Raw genomic sequence first — 20,673 nt, 5'->3', positions numbered from 1 at the left:
CGCGTTTTCCGACGGCACCGAACTGGACGCACAAGGCATCCGGGACAAAACAGTTTCGGACATGAAGGCAACTGGAGCGGTCACCGGATCCCGTTATGAGGAGAATTACCAGCACGCGCAAGGCGATGGATCTTACACGATCTACGACAGCTCTGATCGCAGCCACTACATCGACACTTTCACCTTCACCGATGTCAATGCGGAGGACGTGACCTTCTCGCAGAATGCAGGCCAGGATCTGGTGATGACGCTGAGCAATGGCGAGACGATCACCATTATCGATCACTTCCGGGGAGGATCCTGGGACATGGAGCAGATCGCGTTTGCTGACGGCACCGTGCTGGATGCCCAGGGCATCCGGGAAAAGGCGCTGATCGGCGGAGTAGGCGATGACACAATCACTGGCTATTCGACCGACGATATCCTGAACGGCGGTGCCGGAAACGACACCCTCACCGGTGGCTCCGGTTCCGACGAGTTTGTCTTTGGTGATGGCTTCGGTCTCGATCAGATCACTGACTTTGCCGACGGCTCGGACATGATCCGGATCGACATCACCGGGCTCACATTTGCCGATCTGAGTATCTCGGACAATGCGGGCGATGCGGAGGTGGATATCGCCGGGCATGGCAAGATCACGCTCTCCGGTGTGGACGCCAGCTTGCTGACCGAGGACGACTTCCTGTTCTGATGTCCTCGTGGTACCGGATTTGCCCCTGAATTTAGATGGCTGCGCCACCGCCGAACGTGGTTGGCGCAACCCATTCTTGATGTGGGTGCTGACTCAATATTCGGGAGTTGTCCATGTCATCACATGGCGGACGTAAAACGCCGCTCAAGATGTACATGGTTATGTGCCGGAACCGACGCTTAAGACCAATCGAAAGGTTCAAACCGGTCGCTAAAGGACGACCCAACGTCACATCCGAATTCGGCCCAATATTGCCGTTATTTCGGGGCAGACCGGCGTTGACAGTTCGATTGAAAAACTTGGAGACCCACTGGTATGTCCAACGCTGACTTTCAGGATCGTTTGCAGCGCATCAATGCCAAGGCAAGACAACAGCAGCCCTTGGCCCAAGGTTCGGCTCTTGCAGGGCAACTCGGAACAAGAAAGCCGCGCTACGGTCTTTTGGCCATCGGTGGTGCGACCATGACACTCGGTTTGTCGGCGGTGAAGTTCGCCAACGTCAATTTCGAAGGAATCACGGACAGCTACGGGATCGGGGTGGTGGCTGGGATTGCTCTTGGCGGAATGGCGGTATTGCTGATCGGGGCCAGCGCAATCCTGCGCGCGGTCTTCATAAAGCGTACCGCATCTGCCGGGGCCGTCAGTTTTCAGCCTAAGGCCAATGTGGTGCGGCCCAGACGGCAAACGTCAAAACGGGCACGGGTGATTTCCTCGCTTGTCGGTTTTGTTTTTGGATTTCTGTCGTGTTTTTACCTGTACATGGCTGCCGCGGCACGGACCATCGAAACAGAGGCCGCCCAGAACTTTGCAGCCGCTGGCTTTTTTCCCACGTTTCTTCTCGCGATTGTGTCCGTGTTAACTGGCATCACCGGGCTTATCCTTCGCGGTTATGCTCTATGGCGTGTCCCGGTCTACTTTTTTTCCGGGTGGCTTCTGACCTGGGCCGCAATCGCGATTTCAGGGATTAATATACTCGAATGGAAACAGTTCGTGGCATTTCTGCAATGATACAATCTGTTCCCAGGCTTATCCTATCGCAGGTGTTCCGGCTTCAATAAAGTGGTCAGTCGCCGCCACCGGTCAGCACCAATGCCGCGGGCGCAATCGACAGGTCGGCCGGAGCGGACCTACCTCCAAAATTGAGACCTGGCGAAAAGCGGACATCCCCACGCCAGGCAGCGCCGACAAGGACGCCACGTTGCAGACATTCGCTGCGGTCGCCAAATTCGTGTTGTGAGTGCGAATTTACCTGGCGGGACGGCGGAGAGCGGTCTTTAGCTGCAATTGCAAAGTAGCTTTGTACGGAAGCCAAAAGCTGACGTTCGTTCTGGAAATTATCCTGTACCGCCGCACCTCTATCAGCGTGAGGCCTACATCAGCAAATTTTAATTTTCAACGATCTCAATGTTCCGCTTCCGATTTTACCTGTGCTAGTAGACTGCAAGGTTACAAAAATATAGAGAAGACCAGATGGCTCGCAACAAGGCCAAAACAGAGATACTGAAGTGGTACGACAGAGCGCAACCAACGCAGCCCGAGCGCGATCGCTTCTCAAGGAACATTGATCTCTTTTTTGATACAATTTCTCAGAGGGGGCATTGGAACGAATGTTTATCCACGCTTTTGGAAGATGGGGGCAAGGCGTGTTTTGCAATTAAAGGAAATACTTGGCGAGCCGATCCGACCGAGAGCGGACTGGTAGTTACCTCGGTCGTTCCTGGATGGAGTTTCGGTTGGCGAGGTGTTTTCAATGACAAGATGTCTGAAGACTTCTTTTCGTGGCTCGGACATTACTGCAGGCAATACATCCACCGCGCAAATATTTGTAAGGTACTGATGGCATCATGGGAAAAAGAAGGAATAATCCTTCATCCCTTTGGATCTGGAGGCTCCTCACAACGATATGCTGGCTCAACATGCGTCGGATCATCGACAGAGGTTTTGGCCGCTGCGATGCCCAGAGTGGCACTAAGCTGGGGGCCGCTTTTGGCGAATCCAGCGATCTTCAGATCACGGTGGACTGGACGAAATACACTAGATCCATCTATTCACCAAGGCATAGCGCATTTCCTCAGAGCTCAGAGCCTTCTGAAATCTAACTTCGAAATAGAGGCGTTGGTGGCGCTGGATTGTGTAATCCAGTCCTTACAAAATATGGATTGGTCTTGGGCAAGTGGAAATCCAAAACGCGAGCGCCGAGATTTATGTCGAGCCCTTGGCTTTGGGGCAGCATCACAAGACATTTCAGAGGAAGTATATTTCCTTAGAAATCAATTTGGCGCGCATGCCGGAGGATGGCGCTGGTGGGACGCAGGTGAGTATCTTGAAGATGACATCTGCGGAAAAGCCTCAAGGCTTTCAAGTAGGCTTCTTAGAAAAGCAGCAGACATCGAAGTACAGCATCGGATATTTGACCCTGAACCAGAAAACTGGGCCGTTTGGCTAGAAGATAGTTTCGACAGGATCTGGAATGCGGTCTGGTTCAAGGACCCCACTTGATCATGTCAAGAGCGCGTCCATTGGAGATTTACCTAAATGTCTGACTTAAAATGCATAAACAGACTATACTCTGCGCTCTTCGCGTTGCATCAAGAGATACACGAGTTTTCCGAAAACTTGGATAACCTTTCGCAACTTCTGGATATTCAGAAAAAGCTCATCGCATCAATTATGGAGTCTGAAGAAGAGATCAGACGAGCCAAAGCTGAAAAACGCGACCCAGGTGAATGGCAGTTCGTACGTTACAATTTTCTGTGTTTGGGCGACTGCTTAGTTTTCCTATATATTGACAGGTTCGCGTTGAAGCAGACGTTTTTCAATGTTGACAATGAGAACCCCAAACAAGGCGGCGGCTTTCTCACAGGCAAGTCAGGTTTAGCAGCGGAGCTAACAGCCCTGATGGACGCAATATCTCATGATGTGCCAGCTGTGCTTTGCGACTTAACAAATGTTGTCAGATACGGTGACATTTGCCTTTTAGGCGCAAGTGATCCTGTCCCGTTGGAAGTGAAATCTTCAAAAACTAAAGATTCACGTGGCAAACGCCAAAAGAGGAAGCTGGAAACGCTGACGAATTTTTTTGAGAACGATCAGGCTGAAAACCTACGTGGCTTCGAAGGAACAACGTACCGAACCGCATTTTTGGCAGAACCAAAGTCCTTTGATGGATTGTTGGCTACAGCGTTCACCGAAGCAACGGAGAACGGGTCGGCTTTTTTTGAGGTTGATGGATGTTTGCGGTTCTTGATTACGACAACGGATGGTGTTGAAAGTTCTGAGTTAGACATGCTTTTTGATGGTGTCGAACCCTCTAGATCGCTCTACAACTTTGTTAATCAACTTAAATCAAACATGCTCTGGGGATGTTATTTTCCCTACGCCTTAACGCTCTCAGAGCCTGAGCACTATGCGATGTTTGTTCGGGGGGAAATTTCTGTAATTTCGATGCTAGACTTGAATGCCTTTGAACGTGAGTTTTCTGTCGATGGCGTGAAGGTAGAGATAGAGGCGACCGAAAACGATCTCCAATGTAAGATAAACTTCGAAAACCTTATGACAGACGAAGGTATTCCCTCCTTCATTGTGGGGGATCATATGATGAATCGGATTTGGTTTGATTTTTTGTCTCCAAGCTGGATCGTACAAAACAGCCGCGATGCAATGGAAAACAACTCCCGTTTCTTAAAGGCGCAGCTCCTAGAAGACTAGCGGTCGGTTGGAAACAGACCGAGTTGGATAGTGCAGCCGTAGGCAGGCTGCCCCCTGCGGAATGAATTCACCCGGAGCTTAGCGTGACTTAAACAGCGAATGTTGGCAACGCGGGCTGCAATTGCAGAGTCCCAGGCGCATGTCCAATGTCTCTTATGGTCCGAACCATCTTGCCGCGACTGCAATCGCGTGAAGCCGCAGCAATGGCCGATAAGCGCTGTGACCGACGTGCTGCGTTTGCAAAGCGGGCTGGCTTGGGCAAAGGCGGCTGTGGGCTCCAAGGACCTGTTGAGGCTCGCCGCAGAGAGTGGCGCAGCGAGGCCCAACCTGCTCGTTCGTCAGGGTGCAGCGAATGGCAGCTTCACGAATTCGGTTTCCAATCCATCCCCATGTAGCCTGATCCGGCTTTCAGCTCAGTCATCATCTTAGAAAGCCGTTTCTGCTTGGTGTCGTCCCGCTTCGCGCTGTTGATCCACCAGAGATAATCGTTCCGCTGGTATGGTGGTCTGGCGTCGTACTGCTCTGTCAGACCAGCTTCCTGCAGCGCGACTTTCACGAAGGTTGGCATCGGCTGTTTCGGTCGCTTCAGTTCAGGCACGATTTCAGCCTCCAGGCATTGTGAAAACAATGCTTTTTGTCGAACGCACTGCGGGGCCGTGCCAGACCGCTTCGATGTTGTTGCCATCAGGGTCGAGAACATAGGCTGCGTAATAGCCGGGATGGTAGTCTCGGGTTCCGGGCTGACCGTTGTCTGTTCCGCCGCTCTGTAAGGCGGCGGCAAGGAAAGCGGCCACTTGGTCTTCGGACTCCGCTTGAAATGCCAGATGGATCCGCGTGATCGGGTTATCTCCCGCTGGGGCGACGAACAGCTCATCTGCAATAAAGAAGTGTTCCGTATCCTGCGAGAGATCACGTCCCAGAGCTGCCAAACATGCGCTATAAAACGTTCGGCTGGCCGACAGGTCCGAGACATTGAAGTGAATATGATCGACCAGACGGCCCTTGTGTATCTGCATGACTTGCTCTTCGTTACACAATATTGTTAGCATAGCTAATGAACAAAGAGAATACCAATAAGTTCCGCGCTGCTCAGGCACTTCACCAGACCTTGCCGAAGCTGGATCGGCTCATGCGACAGACGGAGCGTCGTGTAGGCGCGACGGGCGGCCAGCTTTCCGCGCTTGCGGCAATCTCAGAGTTTGGACGGGACCGCCTTCACCTTCTGGCCAAACATGAGGGCGTCAGCCGCCCGACGATGAGTCGCTTGGTTAATGCACTTGAAGCCAGAGGATTGATCGAAAAACAGACAGATGAAGTTGATCGGCGCGCACCTAGGCTATCCATCACCCAGGTCGGTCGCAGTGTCCTCGTTGAGAGTTGTGACGAGCGCACCCGTATCCTGATGGCGTTGATGGAAAATCTCACTAACGAAGAATGCGCAACGCTCAATGAATGCCTGCGAAAACTAGGCCCTCACAGCAAAAATTGAACCCGTTGACGGTGCCCACTCACCATAAAGCTGCCATTGGCCTAACGGCGGCAAAGTCCGCGCCTTCCCCCTTCACTTAGCGGAACTGCATGTCCGGACTGCGCCGTTCGCGACTTGCTGCACGTGCGAAGCTCACGCCACCGATGAAGGTCTGGTAGGGGCTCTCAAGCACCTGTTGAGGCTCGCCGCAGAGAGTGGCGGCAGCGAGCCCAAAAACGCTGATGCTGCACATTGTAAGAATGGCAGCAAAACCAGTATGATCTGCGGCGTCTTGTCAGCATGGCACCACCAGACAATACTTACGTCATTGATTACTAAGTGGGTGAAAAAAAATGTTGGACGAAAAAGTTGTAAGACTAGAGGGCCGGATTGCAAGCCTCGAAACCTATTTCAAGGTTGGCATAATAGTCGCCGCGATTTTTGGAATTGGCGGAGGGTTCGGCGCTTACGCCGTGAATACAGCCCGTTCTGAGGTCGCCGCGTTGCAAACCGGAGTATCGGAGCTTTCCAGCCAAATTGCTAACTTGCAGTCTGGCATTGAAGCTGCTGAGAACAAACTTGATGGCGTCACAGATGAGTTATCGGATGCCTCCGCTGAACACATCAATAGCTTGAACGCAGCTATGCAACGCCACTTGAATAGCATCGAAACAGCTTCAGATGACGCACAGAACAAGGTAGTTGAGAGAAGTTCTGTCGAGCAAACTGCCATTGGCAAATCAGTTGCACAAGAAATTGCGGCTCAACTGTCGAATCTCGGTTCAGTTCGCATACACAAGGCCTCACAAATCACATGTGATGGTCGCGACAAGCCGGTGACCGGTCAGTTTACTGAAATATGCCGAACGCAAGTTGATGGTGACTTTCCCTCCGGATACACCGTTATGTACTCTATTCCGCATTTTAATCACCAATACGGAGAAATTCCGCCGGTTTATTCAATCGGATTGGACAAGAATTCAGACGGTTTCGCGTTAGTCGTTAAGACGGCTTATGGGCATCTCTCAGAGTTGATAGTCCAATACGTTGTTCTATCTGAATAGGTCAATTGGACTGTCCATACCAAGTGCGTGTCGGCACTCCCAGTTATCCAAGTGTAACTGCCACAGCGGTCATTGGCCCGTCGGCATCGAACAGCAGCTTCGTCCCGCGCCTTCCCCCTTCACTGAGCGGAACTGAATGTCCGAACTGCGCCGTTCGCGACTTGCTGCGCGCGCATAGTAAGGAAGCGTGGCTAAAGGCTGCTGAGGGCTCAGACCTGCTCGAACTCGCCACAGAGAATGGCGGCAGTGGAGCCAAACCGACCGATGCTGCGGTATGCTCGAATGTCTGGTTTTCGAATGCTCATTTCATCGCTATTCTCCGTATCTGAGATCATTCGGAGAAAGAACCGTGATCACCGTTGATGCTGCCAGCGAAATTGCAAAGCGCCATGTGCAAACCTTAGGCGAAGACCTGACACTCTTTGAGAAGCCAATCACATTCGGCGACTACGGGTGGGTTTTTTCATACCAAAGCAACGCGTTCATCGAGACAAACGATATAAGTGACGCTTTGGCTGGGAACGCTCCAATACTGATCGACAGCGATCAAGGCCAGGTTTTCACTCTGGGTACCGCTTATGATGTCAGCAGATACGTTCAAATGTATCAGCGCTTTGGCGATCCTCACGCTGAGCCTGGCCCGTCGTTGGAGCTATGTGGCTGGAGGACTGGAGCGAACAAGGTGATGGCCACAAAGGAGATCAAAAAACACACTCAACTCGGCCTGAAAGATGCTAAGGGAGCGGTTGATGCTTGTCTTCACGGTAGCAAGCCGATTGTCAAATGTGCTGATCCTGAAACTGCAGACTTACTGGCCCAGAAGCTAAGCGCAATTGGGTTCGACACCAGACATCTCGCTCTCTAGCTTTGCTGAGGCAACCTGAGGCCCTGACAATCATTTAACATATAGGCCACTTTCCAACAGCAGCCATTGGTGCCGCCGCAGCGAATTGGCGCTTCGTCCGCGCTGCCGTCATTGCCATGATGGGAATGCTGCGGGATGCACGAACGGCAGGAAACCGAAGCTGTATTGCGGCGTGATCCGGTCTTCTCAATTTCCTCTGTACGCCGCCACCGTCATGCTGCACACGCGAAGGTCCGTGCCTTGGTCAAAGTCCGCAAAGGGCTCGAACGACCTGCTCGAACTCGCCGCAGAGAATGGCGGCAGCGAGCGGTTCCACAAGACAGTGCTGCAGGAGTTTTATCAAGTCGCGTTCCGCAAGAAGCTCGACGACAGCATCGACACGCTGCAAGCCGACCTGGACGAATGGCTGGGCGCCGAACAGCTATCACAGATAGCTTCAGCATCGGCAGCATCGGCAGCATCGGATTTGCCCCGCTTCACATATGGCTCACATGAGGAGGATTGGTTCAAGCAAATTTGTCAGGCCATCGTTATTCTCCACGAGTTTTTTGGATCTCAGGGCCGAACCCTACGATGGAGCGCGTGTCGAAGTGACCTGCGCGCTCAAGCTCACATGCGGTCGCCGGGGATGCCGGCTGCACCATAATTCCGCATCCTGCGGTCAGGGTTCGGGAGGACGGGACCATTCTTGACTACGGCATGTAAGGCCAAACCATATGCCGGTTCGTCCCCCCGGATCCGCCGGCACTGATCAGGTCCCGGTGGAATTTGTTGCTCGTTTATAGGCCTGCGGTCAGGCTGCCTTCATCCGGGCACCTTCGATCACAACGCCTGCGTTCACGTACTTCCACAGAGCGACAAGCAGTTTCCTTGCCAGGGCTACGATCGTGACCTTCCTGGTGCGCGGGCCGAACCGGCGGACCCTCTGGTGATACCATCGCGCAAGTGCCGTGTCCGGCTGATGCCGCAGCCAAAGCCAGGCCATTTCCACGGCAATGGCGCGCAGACGGGGATTGCCCGCCTTCGAAACACCCTGCTCGTGGTTGATCTTGCCACTGTTCCAGGGCGTGGGCGCAAGACCGGCATAGGCTGCGACCTGACGCCTGTTGGCGAATTGCCGGAACAGGCCTTCGGACCATAAGGCGCCGGCAAAACCGGGGCCAATGCCCTTGAGCCCGAGCAACATCCGAACCGGCTCCGGTGCACATCCATCGGCCCGAGCCTCCTCCAAGAGCGCGTCACGCTCAATCTTCACGGTCTCGATCTGCCGGTTCAGCAGCTCGATGATGTCCAGCTCGCGCAGGGCCAACGCCTTGAGATGCTTCGGAAGCGGCCGCCCGTTGCCGGTGCGCAGATCCTCCAGCCGTTCCCGGCGATCCTTGTTCCGCGGTTCGTATCCGCCGATCCCTTGCGAGAAGAACAGGCCCTTCAACCGGTTCACATGACGAATACGCTCTCCGATCAGCGTCTTCAGTTCCCGGCAAACACGCCGGCGATCCTCTTCTTCCGGTGTCGGTGCGCGAACCATCGAGCAGACCCGCGGTTCGCCCCGTTTCCACGCCATGAGCGTGCGCACAAGCGCCTCCCCGTCGATCTTGTCCGTCTTAGCGCGGCGATGCCGGCGGGAAACTGCGATCGAGGCCGGGTCAACGACGTGGCTTTCGATGCCTTCCGCGACGAGAGCGCGGTGAATCCAGAACCCGTCCAGTCCGGCCTCCTGGATCACGATCACTGGGGCAAGCTGACCAGTCCGGTGGTGGACGTTGCGTTGCAAATCCGAAAACCGCGCCAGCAGCCCAGGCATGTCCCCACCCTGTACTTGATGCTTCGACAACCTGGACCCCACAGGCGCCGCAAGGGCAGTCACCAACCAGGTCGAGCGGCTGAGTTCCAGGGAAACGAAGATTGCACTACATTCAACGGTCGCAATCGTGCGCGGGGTGGTCATTCTGGCAGTCTGCATGGCAAGGATCTCCATCGAGAAAGTGAACACCCGGACTCTTCCAGAGCTATGGGTGCGAGTCTCCTCCTCATGGAATCTTGTCGTAGCCGGCTGGCATCAGCTTCATGTCGTGCCCCAGTTTGCGCAGAGCTCGACCCCAGTGATGAGACGATCCGCAGGCTTCTATCCCGACGGTACACGGCGGAAGCGTATCAAAGAAGGCAAGCAGTTTTGCCGCTTGATGGTTTTGCGGAAAATAACGCAACCGTTCTCCGAAATGCCGTGCACTTGAAAACGTCCTTGGCCAAATCCAGGCCTACTGTCTTTACTGTCATTGGGTGGCTCCTTTCCTAGCAGTCAATCACAACTGCACTTTGGCACGTTCGATGCCGGTGGAGCAGGAGCCACCCACCTCATCCGCAATGGGCTCTAACGACCTGCTCGATCTCGCCGCAGAGAATGGCGGCAGCGAAGGTCAGCGCGCAGGTCTCGTGCGGGGCAGGGGGGCGATCATGACCCATCCTGACCTTGTGGAACGGCATTGCAGCAATTCTTGGCCCGATCCATTTTTCACGTCAGCTGCTTTTCGTTCTTCTGGATTGCCGACCCGTCGCTCAGTGGCAGTTGGCCTGACGAAACAAGGCCTAAGATGCCTTTGATCAGCCATACTTTCGCCAAAGACCTGCGGTCTTAAGGCCTGTATGGGAAAGTCATTTGGGGCAAAGGCGAGATGAGTGCCAGCAACATTGTCCATTTATTAGGCGACGATGGCGTCAAGTTGGACAAGCGCGCGCCGTCCGTCACGCTGATTGTTCCCGTCTTCAACGAGGAAGCCAGTATTTCTGCGTTTCTCGGTAAGGTGACACCCGTTCTGGAGAGCATCCGGCCAAGAATTTCCTTTGAGATTCTCTTTGTAAACGATGGCAGCCAGGACGCCACCGAACGCCTGATCCTGTCCGCCGCCGCTGAGCAAAAAGAAATCGGCCTGATCAACCTGTCGCGGAATTTCGGTAAGGAGGCGGCTCTCTTTGCGGGCCTCAGAAATGCCAGAGGTGCAGCAGTGATTCCGCTGGATGTCGACCTCCAGGATCCGCCAGAGGTGATCTCGGGATTGATCGAACGGTGGCTCGCCGGGGCTAAAGTGGTCAACGCGCGGCGCAAGTGCCGCGATGGAGACAGCTGGTTGAAACGAGTGACTGCTAACTCTTTCTACCGTGTTTTCAATGCCATGGCGGAACAACCTATACCTCAGGACGTTGGTGATTTCCGTCTCTTTGACCGTGAAGTTGTCGATGCGATCTGCCAGCTCGGCGAGCGTTCGCGTTTTAACAAGGCGCTGTTCTCGTGGGTGGGTTTCGAAGCCGATGAAATCACTTATGAGCGTCCAGCGCGCGCTGCAGGCGAATCCCGGTGGTCCTATTGGAAGCTGTGGAAACTGGCGCTTGACGGGATATTTGCGTCTTCCACGCTGCCCCTGCGCATTTGGACCTATATCGGCATGGTCATGGCCCTAGCGTCGTTGACCTATTCCTTTGTGATCTTCGTCCAGACGATACTCTTCGGAAACGATGTGCCGGGCTATGCCTCGACGCTTATCCTGATCCTAGTTTTCGGTGGGATTAACATGTTCGCTCTGGGCATCATCGGCGAATATGTCGGCCGCATCTACACCGAGGTGCGCCAACGCCCCGTCTATATCGTACGTTCACATCATCCCGCTTCACACACGGACGACTGACATGGAACGCAGTGTTTACGACCGAATGGTCGAGTTGGAAACGCGGCATTGGTGGTTTGTGGCGCGTCGCAAGATCATCGCCTCGCTGATTGAGCCTATGCTGGAGAAATCCTCAAACCCGACGATCCTCGAAGCGGGTTGCGGAAGCGGCGGAAACCTGTCGATGCTTCGCCGCTTTGGCAAGCTGGATGCATTCGAATTCGATGATGCCGCGCGCGAAGCGGCCCGACAAAAATCAGGGCTCGACATTCGTTTCGGCGCTTTGCCGGAACAACTGCCCTTTACCGAACAGCAGTATGACCTGATCGGGCTGTTCGATGTCTTGGAACATATCGAGGCCGACGACGCTTCGCTTCGGGCTCTGGCCGAGCGCCTGGACACCGGCGGTCGAATGATCGTGACGGTTCCGGCATTTTCCTTCCTGTGGTCGAAACATGACGAACGGCACCACCATTTCCGCCGTTACACGCGTAAAAGCCTTGCGGCGGCAGCTGACAAGGCCGGGCTGCAGGTCAGCTACAGCTGTTACTTCAATACGTTTCTCTTTCCGGTTGCGGTCATATCCCGCGCACTGAAAATGTTCACGGGACGCGACACGCCGGACGATGCGTTGCCCCCTGTGTGGCTGAACGCCGTTCTGACGCGCGTCTTCGGTTTCGAACGGCATTTGGTCCGGCGTGTGAACATACCTTTCGGTCTGTCGCTCGCTGCGATTCTTGAAAAGGCCTGATCCATCATGATCGCTCAGGTGATCCGATTCTGCGGTATTGGGGGGCTTGCCACCCTTACGCACGTCACCGTTGCGGTTTTGACGCAGAGCCTTTTTGGGCTCGCCCCTTTGCACGCTAATTTCGCAGGCTTCGCCGGCGCGCTTTTCCTGTCTTATTTAGGTCACTCACGCTGGACATTCGGGGTGGCGGCTTACCACGGGCTCCAGTTTTCCCGATTTGTCGCGGTCGCCTTGATCGGGCTTGCAACCAGCAGCGGCACCGTTTGGCTGTTCGGGCAGATGGGTCTGGGTTTCGGGGCCAGCATGCTATGCGTGGCGGTTTTGGTGCCTGCCGTAACCTATCTTGCGCTCAAATTTTGGGTTTTTGACGACGCTGAGAAATCCGCAGTGATTGATTGGCCTGGGATTGCCTTGTCTGGCCTTCTGGCCCTGGTCATCCTGTCGCTTTTCTGGGGACGAATGATCAATCATGATACTGCATGGTATCTGATCGCGACCAGAGAATTGCTCGGCGGCGCTGAGCTTTACACTGACTTGATCGAAGTCAACCCGCCGCTCAACTTCTACTTTACATACCCCGCGCTTGGGTTGGCAGAGCTTTTCGACATCAGCGACACAGATGGCGCGTATCTGTTCCTGTCTTCGATCATCTTCGCAGTTCTTTGCTGGAGCAACAACATTGCACGTAAGGAGCTTGAGCTCTCGGTAACCCGGCGCCGACTGCTGATCTGCGGGACAGCAGTGGCTTTGGTGCTGCCTGCGCTCAACAACTTTGGCCAGCGCGAGCACGAGATGGTGATCCTGACGTTGCCTTGGTTGTTGGGCGAATTGGCATCACAACGCTCCCCAATCAGATGGCAGGTTGCACGCGCTTTTGTGGCTGCCCTCGGCATCTGCCTCAAACCGCATTTTCTGATCTTTCCCATCGCCGTAACTTTGTACCATGCCTTCCGTACGCGTTCTGTGCAGCCGATTTTTTCAGTCGCGAACATGGTCATTTTGGTGGTCGGGCTGAGTTATGTGTGTTTCGTGGCCTTGGTTCACCCAAATTACCTGAGCCAAATCGTGCCGCTCGCGCAGGAGATTTACGGGGCTTACGGCGCACCCTTCCAACTTGTGTTGCGCATAATCCTGAACGAGAGCGTTGTGGTCTTGTTGTTTGCGCTGGTTGTTGTGTCGAGGCATTCTCAGACGCCGGGCTTCGCTTTGTTTTTGGTCGTCGCGCTTGCCGGGTTGGGATCGTATTTCCTGCAAGGCACAGGCTTTGACTATCACTCCATCCCGTTCCGTGCATTTGCCACAGTGTCCTTTTGTTTCGTACTTGTTCAAAATCCTCGCCCGAGTGCCGGTGTGGTTGCTGCCCTGCTGGCCATTGTTGCCTTGGGCGTGATGCGGGTTGAACGAGGTTTCTACCGTAATGGCCCGGCGCTGCAGATTGCTGAAACCGCGCAGGATTTGGGTGGGATTGATAACCTTGTAGTCGTCACATCCTATGTACATGCGGGACCACCGGCTGCGATTGCAAGTGGGGCTCGTTGGGACAGCCGCTATCCAGCGAACTGGTTTGTGCCCGGCGCGCTGAACCGTCTTGAAACCGCAGATTGCACCGTTGCCATTGAGACATGTGACATGCTTCTCGCCTTCGCAGAACGCAATCGCGCGGACAATCTGGCCGATATCGCGGCCAGCAAACCGGATCTTTTGGTTTTTGACCAAAACGCCGGCTACATCGACGATGCAAGCTTCTCTTGGCAAAAGTTTTTCTCGAAAGATCCCGCTTGGCCTGATCTGCTCAAAAACTACAAGGCGGTGCGGCAGACAGAACGCTTTACATATTTCCAGCGAATGCACGACAATAAAGAAATCGGATCATAGCTTCAAGCTCTGAAATTACAGTTCTTGGCTTCTTGTCGTAGCTTTCAGCGGATTGACAGGATGTATATCCAGGTTGCGTGCACGCGCCGTCCCGGATTGCAACAGGGCAGACAGGACAACGGTCTTATCGCACTAAAATCGGCACCACCCCAAAAAGGAGGCTGGCGTTGGAATACCGCCAGCCTTGCTTGAGTATCAGCGTTCGAAGATGCGCTCATCCATGACATGGCAGGAGGTCAAGGTAAATGAGCGCACTTGCTATCCGCCTTTGCTGGTGCCGCTACCGAAGGCCCAACGGTTCCGTTGGCGGCGGTTGGGACTGTGTTTCACCCACCCATGAGCGTTTCCACTTTCTTCGACACCTTCTCGGCTGCGCGTTCGAGGTACTTCGCATCGAGATGGGCATATCGCTCGGTGCTGTTGGGAGAGCGGTGTCCCAGCAGCTTGCCGGTCATCGACAGGGTCTCGCCGGACATGATGGCATGGGAGGCATAGGTGTGCCTCAGATCATGCAGGCGAATGTCCGGGGGCAGCCCGGCCCGGGCGCGGAGCGTGTGCCAGGCGGTGTCGATGGAGGTGCGGTAGGGCTTGTCCCCGCCCGAGGCCGGGAAGACATAAGCCGACCTGCGGTTGGCGCGCAGCCTGTCCAGATGCTCCAGCGCCGCCGTGGAGAGGGGAACGCTCCTGGGGCCGGTCTTGGTGCGGGAGAGTTTGAGCCTGCCGCGTTTGACCTCATCCCAGCGCAGGCGCAGGATTTCTCCGGAGCGGCAGCCGGTGAGCAGAATGAGCCGGATGGCATCGGCGGCATCGCGCCACTTTGACGGCGCCCTGTCCAGGATCTTTGCCAGCCGCTTGATCTGCGCGCTGTTGAGCATGCGCCCGCGTGCGCGGCGGGGGTTGAACCGGATCGGGGAGGCGGGATTGCGGAACCCATGCGGCAGATGCCCGGCCTCCCGCGCCCAGTTTAGCATGGTGGTGAAGTGCCCCAGGGCCTGGTTGGCACCGCCCGGGCGGGTCCGGGAATAGCCATAGAACCACGTGGCAATCTCCGGTGTTGTGATCCGCGCCATGTCGTGGCGTCCAAAAGCGGGCAGAAGCTGAGTGTCCAGATAGTACCCGAGTATCTCCAGGGTGCTTTCCGCATAAACACCCTGCTTGGCCGCCACGAAGCGCTTGCAGAGTTCACCGAAGGTCAGCGCGCAGGTCCCGGGCGGGGCAGGGGGGCGGTCATCGCCCATCCTGACCTTGTGGAACATCTCCCGGGCCGCATCGAGGTCAAGGGCTTCGAACCGGCCCAGGGTGATGCGGCGGGTCGTGCCATCTTGCCGTTGCCAGCAGATCCAGGATTTGGCGCCACCAGGCTGGACCCGCAAGGCAAGCCCCTCGCACTGGGCATCATGGAGCACATACTCCTTCTTGCGGGGTTTGATCGACGCGAGAAGGAACGGGGTGAAGAGGGCCTTGGTTTTCATGCGCGGGCCTCCTTCCTGGTGTAGGCTTCGCGCCAGGTGATCAGTTCCCGCCGGAACCGGGCCGGGTCAAGCCCTTGCGTTCTGCAGAACTCCGGCAAGGACAGGGAGGAGGTCACGAAGTCCCGGAAGTCATCCCTGTCTTCGATCCTGCCTTTGATCTGCCGCTTTCTGTCGCCGGTCAGTTTAGCCAGATGGGTGCCGACGCGCTGACTGGCCGCCCGGATCGTCTTGTCTTCGAGATGGGCATAGGGTGCGATAGAACCCGACACGCTCCAAAGAACCGATCTCTGTCGGCCCAGATCCGGTCGATAGCGGCAACCTTGCCCTTGTGTCCGAAGGCACCTGATGCCGATTGGCCCGACGCCACCAGTGGCATCACCGCATCAAAGATCTTTCGGGCGACCGTCCATCTCATGCCGGAATTGCAGATGATGTAGATGGCTTCACGCGCAAACTCTTCCGCATTCCCCGGCGGCATGACGGTCTCTGCCCATCGGATCTCTTCCGCAAAACCAGCGGCCACGATCGATGCCCGGATGTCTTTGTACCTTGCAAGACCCATGGACACCTCCAATCACAGGGCTCCGACTTCAGCTCCGGTTCCTCAGTTCTGCGCCGCTTCCGTCAGACTCGCCATCGACCGAGGACGCATCACCACCTTCGATGTCCTTATTCTCAGCCCTGCGGGCTGCCAGCCGGTACAGCCGCCCCGTCAACTCGCCCGGCGATTCAAGCTCCTCGAGATCTTCTTTCGGCACATCGAGGAGATCCGCGAGCTTCAGGACGTTGCGGCGGACACGCTGCGTATCGGCATCGTCCGCACTCCGGCCTTTCCCTTCGGCGCTCTTGAACAATCCATCGAGGCCCGTGCCGGGTTTGTATTCTCGCGGTGTCACGTCAGCACCCCTTGTCGAGCTTCACACGCTCGAGCACCGCGCTGCGCTCGCTGATGGCCAGGGCCTCGTTATAGGTCTGCGCATTGGGTCCCGAGGGGCCAGTGACAGTGTGCGCGGCGGTGCCGGCCAAGGTGGTGGCGGTGCCGACATTCTTGATCGCTTGTGCTGAGCCCGCGTTGGCGATCGCGCCGGCACCCAGAACGGACAGCCCGGCATCGACCAGACCGCCGGTGAGGTTGGCCTGCCGTTCGCGAGCCCGCTCGGCGCGGTTGATCTCTTCCATCCGGGCATAGTGACGGGCCAGTTCCGCCTCGATCTGCGGACAGCTCATCGCCAGATCGGTCTTCGACGGCTGCGCATTGGCGGCGCGCTGTACACCCGAGATGGATTGAAGCCCCAGGACATTGGCCGAGGTCTGGCTGGTGCCGCCCGAACAGGCCGAAAGGACTAGTGTGGCGCTCATCAGGGCGGGGATCAGTTTTTCGGTGACTTGCATGGTGTTGCCTCATTTTCGTTAAGATTATGGGAGAATTCTGCGATGCGGCCTTTCAAGCGGGCCGCGGCGGGAGGGGGTCATTTGGTGACGATGGGAAGCCGACCCTGGTGCCACTCGAGGTGAACAGGGGATTCCCTTCCGCCACTCCGCCTTCAGCCCTCCTTTCCGCTCGCCGCGTCAGGCGCCGGACGTTCAGGCGGCAGCGTGATCGCGGACAGGTCTTCCGGAGATCCAAACCCCCGGACGATCCCGCCCGGGCCGACAAAATACGGTGTTCCTCGGGCGCCCACCTTCCGGGCCAGCCGTTCCGCGAGGCTGAGATCGTGGGCGCCGGCACCATTGGCCGCCGCCTGGATCACGGCCTCTGCATCAAACCCCAGATCCGTGAGCGTGGCGCGCACCGAGACCGGATCGGCATTGCCCGGCAGGGTCATCAGGGCATCGGCGAACCGGGCGTAGGCCTCGAGTCCTTCGGTTGCCTTCAACGCCAGCGCCACTTCGGCCGCATGTCTGGAGGCCTCTCCAAGAACGGGGGTTTCCAGCAGCACCACCTGCAGATCCGGACGCTGCCGTTTCAGCTCCGCCACATTGGCGTGAACCCGGCGGCAGTAGCCGCAGTTGTAGTCCTGGAACTCGACCAGGATCGGCTTTTCTCGATCGAGACCCTCGAACAGCTCATCGGCAACGGAGGCCACGATCTCGAGATCGGCAACGGCGGTCTGCGCACTTTGTTGCTCCTCCAACAATGCAAAGACTTCGAGCATGATTTCGGGGCGCTGCAGCAGTGCCTGGCGCACCTGCTCGATAAACTCCGGCGACGGGGGTGGGAAATCCTCTGCTCCGGCCGGAACCGCGCGGGCGAGATCCGCCGCGATAAGGGCGGCAATGAAGGCCTTGCTAAACTTATGTGCCATCTGCTTTCTTTCTCCTTGTCTTGCCTTGAATGTTCGGATGTTTCCGGTGGAGCACATCCGATCTATTTCGAGCCCTGGAACGCTGCCTCTCGCTGCGCTCGAACGCGCTCCAGTGCGCACTATTGTTTTGGTGATCGGATGTGTTGGATTGTTTGTTCCCCTTTTGTGCGCTATAATTCGGACCCCATAAGGAGACCGGCCATGACGCGCCTGAAACAGAACTGGAAAGGGCTTGCTGCCTACGCCGCCGTGATGCTCGTGCTCACGGGCTTCCTTCTGTTGCTCGTGGATGCATTGGCTGGTGCCAATGGCCACCCGGCCGTGCGCCAAGCACTTGCGATCACGGTTTGTGTCTGGTTCGCCGTCCTTGTGCTCGGACTGTGCGCTGTCACGGCTGAGGGTGGGATCCCCGGTTGGAGCCGCCGCAACTGGGGCGTGCCAGTGTACCTTGTCGTGATCTTCGCGCTCGCCTGGGCCGGCGTTATGCTGCCCGCTGCCGGGCTTGCCGGAGCAGGCGGTCTCTACCTGATCGTCAAAGGGTTTAAACTTGGTGTAATCCGGTTTGGGCAACAAGAACTCGGACCTCACTACTCGGTTGATCCAAGCCACCCGCTTTATCCGCACAGATAGCACTGTCGAAATTCGCATGTTATTTTTCTCTCCCATGTGGATTTACGGGTTCAATTCGTGAAGCCTCACCTGGACTCGTTGCTAGTCTCTCTTGCAGATTTGCCAGGTGTTGTTGGAACTCCGGATCGGTGAGTGGCTTATGGGGCCGTGGTGCTGGCCGGGCCTGGCTGGCCAGCATCTCCTTCACCCAATCCCGGTTGCCACCTCCGCCGTAACCAAATTGCCCAAAGCCTTGCATAGGGGAGAATGCCAGCGGGGAGACGGTGTCGAACATGCCGCGATCGGCAGAGGCCATCTGGAAGCCGGTCAGGCCTGATCCACCACCTGGGCTGTAGACACTGGACGGCATACGCACTGGGACGGTGCCGCCCAGGAAGGCAATGGCGTTTTCACGGTGACCCGCCATCTGGTTGTTCACCTTGTCCGCCACGGTGCCCGGGGCGCCGCCATTGTTCTCATCGGAGGCGTTGTACCGCCCCACAGATCCCGCGTTGATCGCGCTGTAGATATCCAGCAGCCCCATGCCCGGCCGGACGCCGGCATCCCGGAGATAGTTCGCCACGGCACCATTGGCGCCAAGCTGCGATCCAACTGGGTTGTTCCAGTCCACACCATAGCGCGCAGCCTGGGTTTCCCCGAACTGGATCAATCCCGCATGCTGGCCATGTTGAGTGGTTGGACCCGCAATCGTGGGCGAGAAGGTGCCCGCCGTCTCGTAGCTGATGGCGGTCGCCAGATCGACCGGGTCAACGCCAAGAGAGGCCGCCGTTTCGACAATGCCCATGCGGATCTGTGTCTGCTGGGGGCTTTGTGATGCCGAAGATGGCATCACGCCGCCGCCATTGACGATCGATAGCATTCTCATGCCGTGGTACATGCCGCCACCAGAGCTGGGACGGAACATATCCACACCGCTGTCCACCACGTCCCCAATGGTTGTGCCGCCCTTGACGACCAATCCGGGCACCACCCCAAGGTCCTGCCCATCGATGACAATCCGTTCTGTTGTGCTGGCTTTCCCAGTCGCGCGTGCGGAGCGTGCGTCATACCTGTCGTCGAGCGCACCCTGCACTTTGGAGGTTGCTCCCTGAACCCGATCCACCTCCGCGAGATGGTCTTTTCCATCCGACGGCAGTGGAACTGCCATGACCTCGGGCCGCGGCTGGTTCAGCGCGAACGCACTGGTCAGATCCGGTGAAGGCTTCCTGAAGCCCAACCCGTCCATCAGGTCGGGCAGAACCCGTTCGATCGCTTGTTCCTGGCGCTTGTAATCCGAAGCTGTATGCGGGTTGAGGAAACCCGAGATCTGCTCATCGCTAAACCCATCCTCCCGCCACTCATTGACGATCGCGTTGATCAGCTGGCTATCGTAGCTCGTCCCGCGCGAGGCCAGTTCGCTTTCGCGCGCTGACAGCGTCTCGGCCTCTTCCCGCGCCTTTGCATAGGTCGCACCGATCCGGCTGGTCTCGTCTATACTCCAGCGATCACCGGTGTTCTGGCTGTTGCTGAGAGACGAAGTCTCGCTGGCCCGGATGGATTCAACAGCATCAGAGTATTTGGACACGGTCTCGGCCAGGCCAACCTCTCGCGCGGCTTTGGAGGCTCTCTCGAAACTGTCCTTGTCAAGGCCCGTCGCATCAGCCGTGAGTCCATTTCCCAACGCCTTCATTCCAATGCCAAGGCGGTAAGCTGCATCCACCGAGATCCCATGCTGTTTGGCGAAGTCCTCGATGGCCTGGTGCGACTGGCGCGCTTCATCCCGGGCACCGCGTCCGGAGCTCGTCGAACTGTCCCGTGCAGTGCTGGATCCGGACGCAAGCTGTCGCCCGAAATCCGTATAATTCGATGCCGTCTGATTCAGCGCAGAGGTCCACTCGTCACGCGCCGAGGTGGCCGTGCGGATTGCGGCATCCTTGCTTTCCGAGACCTCGCTTCGGATGGTTTCTCCAAGACGTGCAACCAGACCGCCTGTGGTCTGCGCAGTTCCGGTGGAATAGCTGACCGATCCGTCCGGATTGGTATTTTTGAATGCCCCGTTCGACAGCCGTCGCGTCGCTACGCCCGTGTCATAGAGGCTCGACGTGTTGTACTTGTTGGCGGCCATGTTGTTCATCGACGCATTGGCCAATGAGATATTGCCGGTCGCTGTCTCGCGCCCCGCTTCCATCGCAGCCCCCTGCCCCA

20 protein-coding genes and 1 pseudogene are annotated in these 20,673 nt (G+C 56.7%); 12 read left to right on the top strand and 9 right to left on the bottom strand.

What is annotated here, in order from left to right; genetic code table 11:
• The 4 genes from GOX53_RS26685 to GOX53_RS26670 all read left to right on the top strand — a co-directional run.
• On the top strand, positions 1–691 hold a 691-nt coding region (locus GOX53_RS26685), incomplete at its 5' end, for a calcium-binding protein (RefSeq protein ID WP_305851964.1).
• A gap of 315 nt (positions 692–1,006) precedes the next feature.
• Positions 1,007–1,699, top strand: coding sequence for a hypothetical protein (locus tag GOX53_RS26680; RefSeq protein WP_171181814.1), 693 nt, complete (start codon positions 1,007–1,009; stop codon positions 1,697–1,699).
• A gap of 462 nt (positions 1,700–2,161) precedes the next feature.
• Positions 2,162–3,190, top strand: a complete 1,029-nt coding sequence (locus GOX53_RS26675) for a hypothetical protein (RefSeq protein WP_171181813.1) — start codon at positions 2,162–2,164, stop codon at positions 3,188–3,190.
• A 36-nt stretch (positions 3,191–3,226) separates the two neighbouring features.
• Positions 3,227–4,399, top strand: a complete 1,173-nt coding sequence (locus tag GOX53_RS26670) for a hypothetical protein (RefSeq protein ID WP_171181810.1) — start codon at positions 3,227–3,229, stop codon at positions 4,397–4,399.
• A gap of 361 nt (positions 4,400–4,760) precedes the next feature.
• On the opposite strand, the gene GOX53_RS26665 is transcribed toward GOX53_RS26670, so the two are convergent.
• On the bottom strand, positions 4,761–4,997 hold the full coding sequence (locus GOX53_RS26665) for a YdeI/OmpD-associated family protein (protein WP_217351957.1): 237 nt from the start codon (positions 4,995–4,997) through the stop codon (positions 4,761–4,763).
• 4 nt (positions 4,998–5,001) lie between these two features.
• Complete coding sequence (locus tag GOX53_RS26660) at positions 5,002–5,415, bottom strand: VOC family protein (protein WP_171181806.1); 414 nt, start codon at positions 5,413–5,415, stop codon at positions 5,002–5,004.
• Between the two features lie 38 nt (positions 5,416–5,453).
• Here GOX53_RS26660 and GOX53_RS26655 point away from each other — a divergent pair, with 38 nt between their 5' ends.
• The 4 genes and pseudogenes from GOX53_RS26655 to GOX53_RS26640 form a co-directional block, all read left to right on the top strand.
• The gene (locus GOX53_RS26655) at positions 5,454–5,888 is read left to right on the top strand and encodes a MarR family winged helix-turn-helix transcriptional regulator (protein WP_171181805.1); all 435 of its coding nucleotides are present in this window, start codon (positions 5,454–5,456) and stop codon (positions 5,886–5,888) included.
• A 332-nt stretch (positions 5,889–6,220) separates the two neighbouring features.
• A complete protein-coding gene (locus GOX53_RS26650) occupies positions 6,221–6,931 on the top strand; it encodes a hypothetical protein (protein WP_171181803.1) in 711 nt (236 codons plus the stop codon).
• 349 nt (positions 6,932–7,280) lie between these two features.
• The gene (locus GOX53_RS26645; protein ID WP_171181802.1) at positions 7,281–7,796 is read left to right on the top strand and encodes a ribosomal protein L7/L12; all 516 of its coding nucleotides are present in this window, start codon (positions 7,281–7,283) and stop codon (positions 7,794–7,796) included.
• A 292-nt stretch (positions 7,797–8,088) separates the two neighbouring features.
• Positions 8,089–8,205, top strand: a pseudogene (locus tag GOX53_RS26640) (IS481 family transposase); the annotation flags it as partial.
• A gap of 384 nt (positions 8,206–8,589) precedes the next feature.
• On the opposite strand, the gene GOX53_RS26635 reads toward GOX53_RS26640, so the two are convergent.
• Positions 8,590–9,744: an IS110 family transposase gene (locus GOX53_RS26635; RefSeq protein ID WP_171181816.1), complete on the bottom strand. Its 1,155-nt coding sequence runs from the start codon at positions 9,742–9,744 to the stop codon at positions 8,590–8,592.
• A gap of 724 nt (positions 9,745–10,468) precedes the next feature.
• Between GOX53_RS26635 and GOX53_RS26630 the strand changes: the two genes are divergently transcribed.
• From GOX53_RS26630 to GOX53_RS26620, 3 genes are read left to right on the top strand one after another with little or no spacing between them, the layout of a single operon-like run.
• Positions 10,469–11,476 (top strand): glycosyltransferase family 2 protein, encoded by a 1,008-nt coding sequence (locus tag GOX53_RS26630; protein WP_171181800.1) that lies wholly within the window; start codon positions 10,469–10,471, stop codon positions 11,474–11,476.
• 1 nt (position 11,477) lies between these two features.
• Positions 11,478–12,206: a bifunctional 2-polyprenyl-6-hydroxyphenol methylase/3-demethylubiquinol 3-O-methyltransferase UbiG gene (locus tag GOX53_RS26625; RefSeq protein ID WP_171181798.1), complete on the top strand. Its 729-nt coding sequence runs from the start codon at positions 11,478–11,480 to the stop codon at positions 12,204–12,206.
• 6 nt (positions 12,207–12,212) lie between these two features.
• Positions 12,213–14,081, top strand: a complete 1,869-nt coding sequence (locus GOX53_RS26620) for a GtrA family protein (protein ID WP_171181796.1) — start codon at positions 12,213–12,215, stop codon at positions 14,079–14,081.
• A 326-nt stretch (positions 14,082–14,407) separates the two neighbouring features.
• On the opposite strand, the gene GOX53_RS26615 is transcribed toward GOX53_RS26620, so the two are convergent.
• From GOX53_RS26615 to GOX53_RS26595, 5 genes are all read right to left on the bottom strand, one after another.
• Positions 14,408–15,553, bottom strand: a complete 1,146-nt coding sequence (locus GOX53_RS26615) for a site-specific integrase (RefSeq protein ID WP_171181794.1) — start codon at positions 15,551–15,553, stop codon at positions 14,408–14,410.
• Positions 15,550–15,822: a hypothetical protein gene (locus GOX53_RS26610; protein WP_171181792.1), complete on the bottom strand. Its 273-nt coding sequence runs from the start codon at positions 15,820–15,822 to the stop codon at positions 15,550–15,552. Before GOX53_RS26610 ends, GOX53_RS26615 begins: the two co-directional genes overlap by 4 nt.
• A gap of 321 nt (positions 15,823–16,143) precedes the next feature.
• The gene (locus GOX53_RS26605) at positions 16,144–16,449 is read right to left on the bottom strand and encodes a hypothetical protein (protein WP_171181790.1); all 306 of its coding nucleotides are present in this window, start codon (positions 16,447–16,449) and stop codon (positions 16,144–16,146) included.
• Position 16,450: 1 nt separating this feature from the next.
• Entirely contained in the window at positions 16,451–16,945 is a 495-nt protein-coding gene (locus tag GOX53_RS26600; protein WP_171181788.1) for a hypothetical protein, read from the bottom strand.
• Between the two features lie 152 nt (positions 16,946–17,097).
• Complete coding sequence (locus GOX53_RS26595; RefSeq protein ID WP_171181786.1) at positions 17,098–17,859, bottom strand: DsbA family protein; 762 nt, start codon at positions 17,857–17,859, stop codon at positions 17,098–17,100.
• A 201-nt stretch (positions 17,860–18,060) separates the two neighbouring features.
• On the opposite strand from GOX53_RS26595, the gene GOX53_RS26590 reads away from it, so the two are divergent.
• Positions 18,061–18,489 carry a hypothetical protein gene (locus tag GOX53_RS26590; RefSeq protein ID WP_171181784.1) on the top strand — a complete coding sequence of 143 codons (429 nt, stop codon included), beginning with the start codon at positions 18,061–18,063 and terminating at the stop codon, positions 18,487–18,489.
• A 19-nt stretch (positions 18,490–18,508) separates the two neighbouring features.
• Here the strand turns inward: GOX53_RS26590 and GOX53_RS26585 are convergent, their stop codons facing one another.
• On the bottom strand, positions 18,509–20,656 hold the full coding sequence (locus GOX53_RS26585) for a hypothetical protein (RefSeq protein WP_171181782.1): 2,148 nt from the start codon (positions 20,654–20,656) through the stop codon (positions 18,509–18,511).
• Positions 20,657–20,673: the final 17 nt, after the last annotated feature.

Source organism: Ruegeria sp. HKCCD8929 (genome assembly GCF_013031405.1).
Taxonomy (GTDB): Bacteria; Pseudomonadota; Alphaproteobacteria; order Rhodobacterales; family Rhodobacteraceae; genus Ruegeria.
This window is presented reverse-complemented; position numbering and strand designations above follow the sequence as displayed.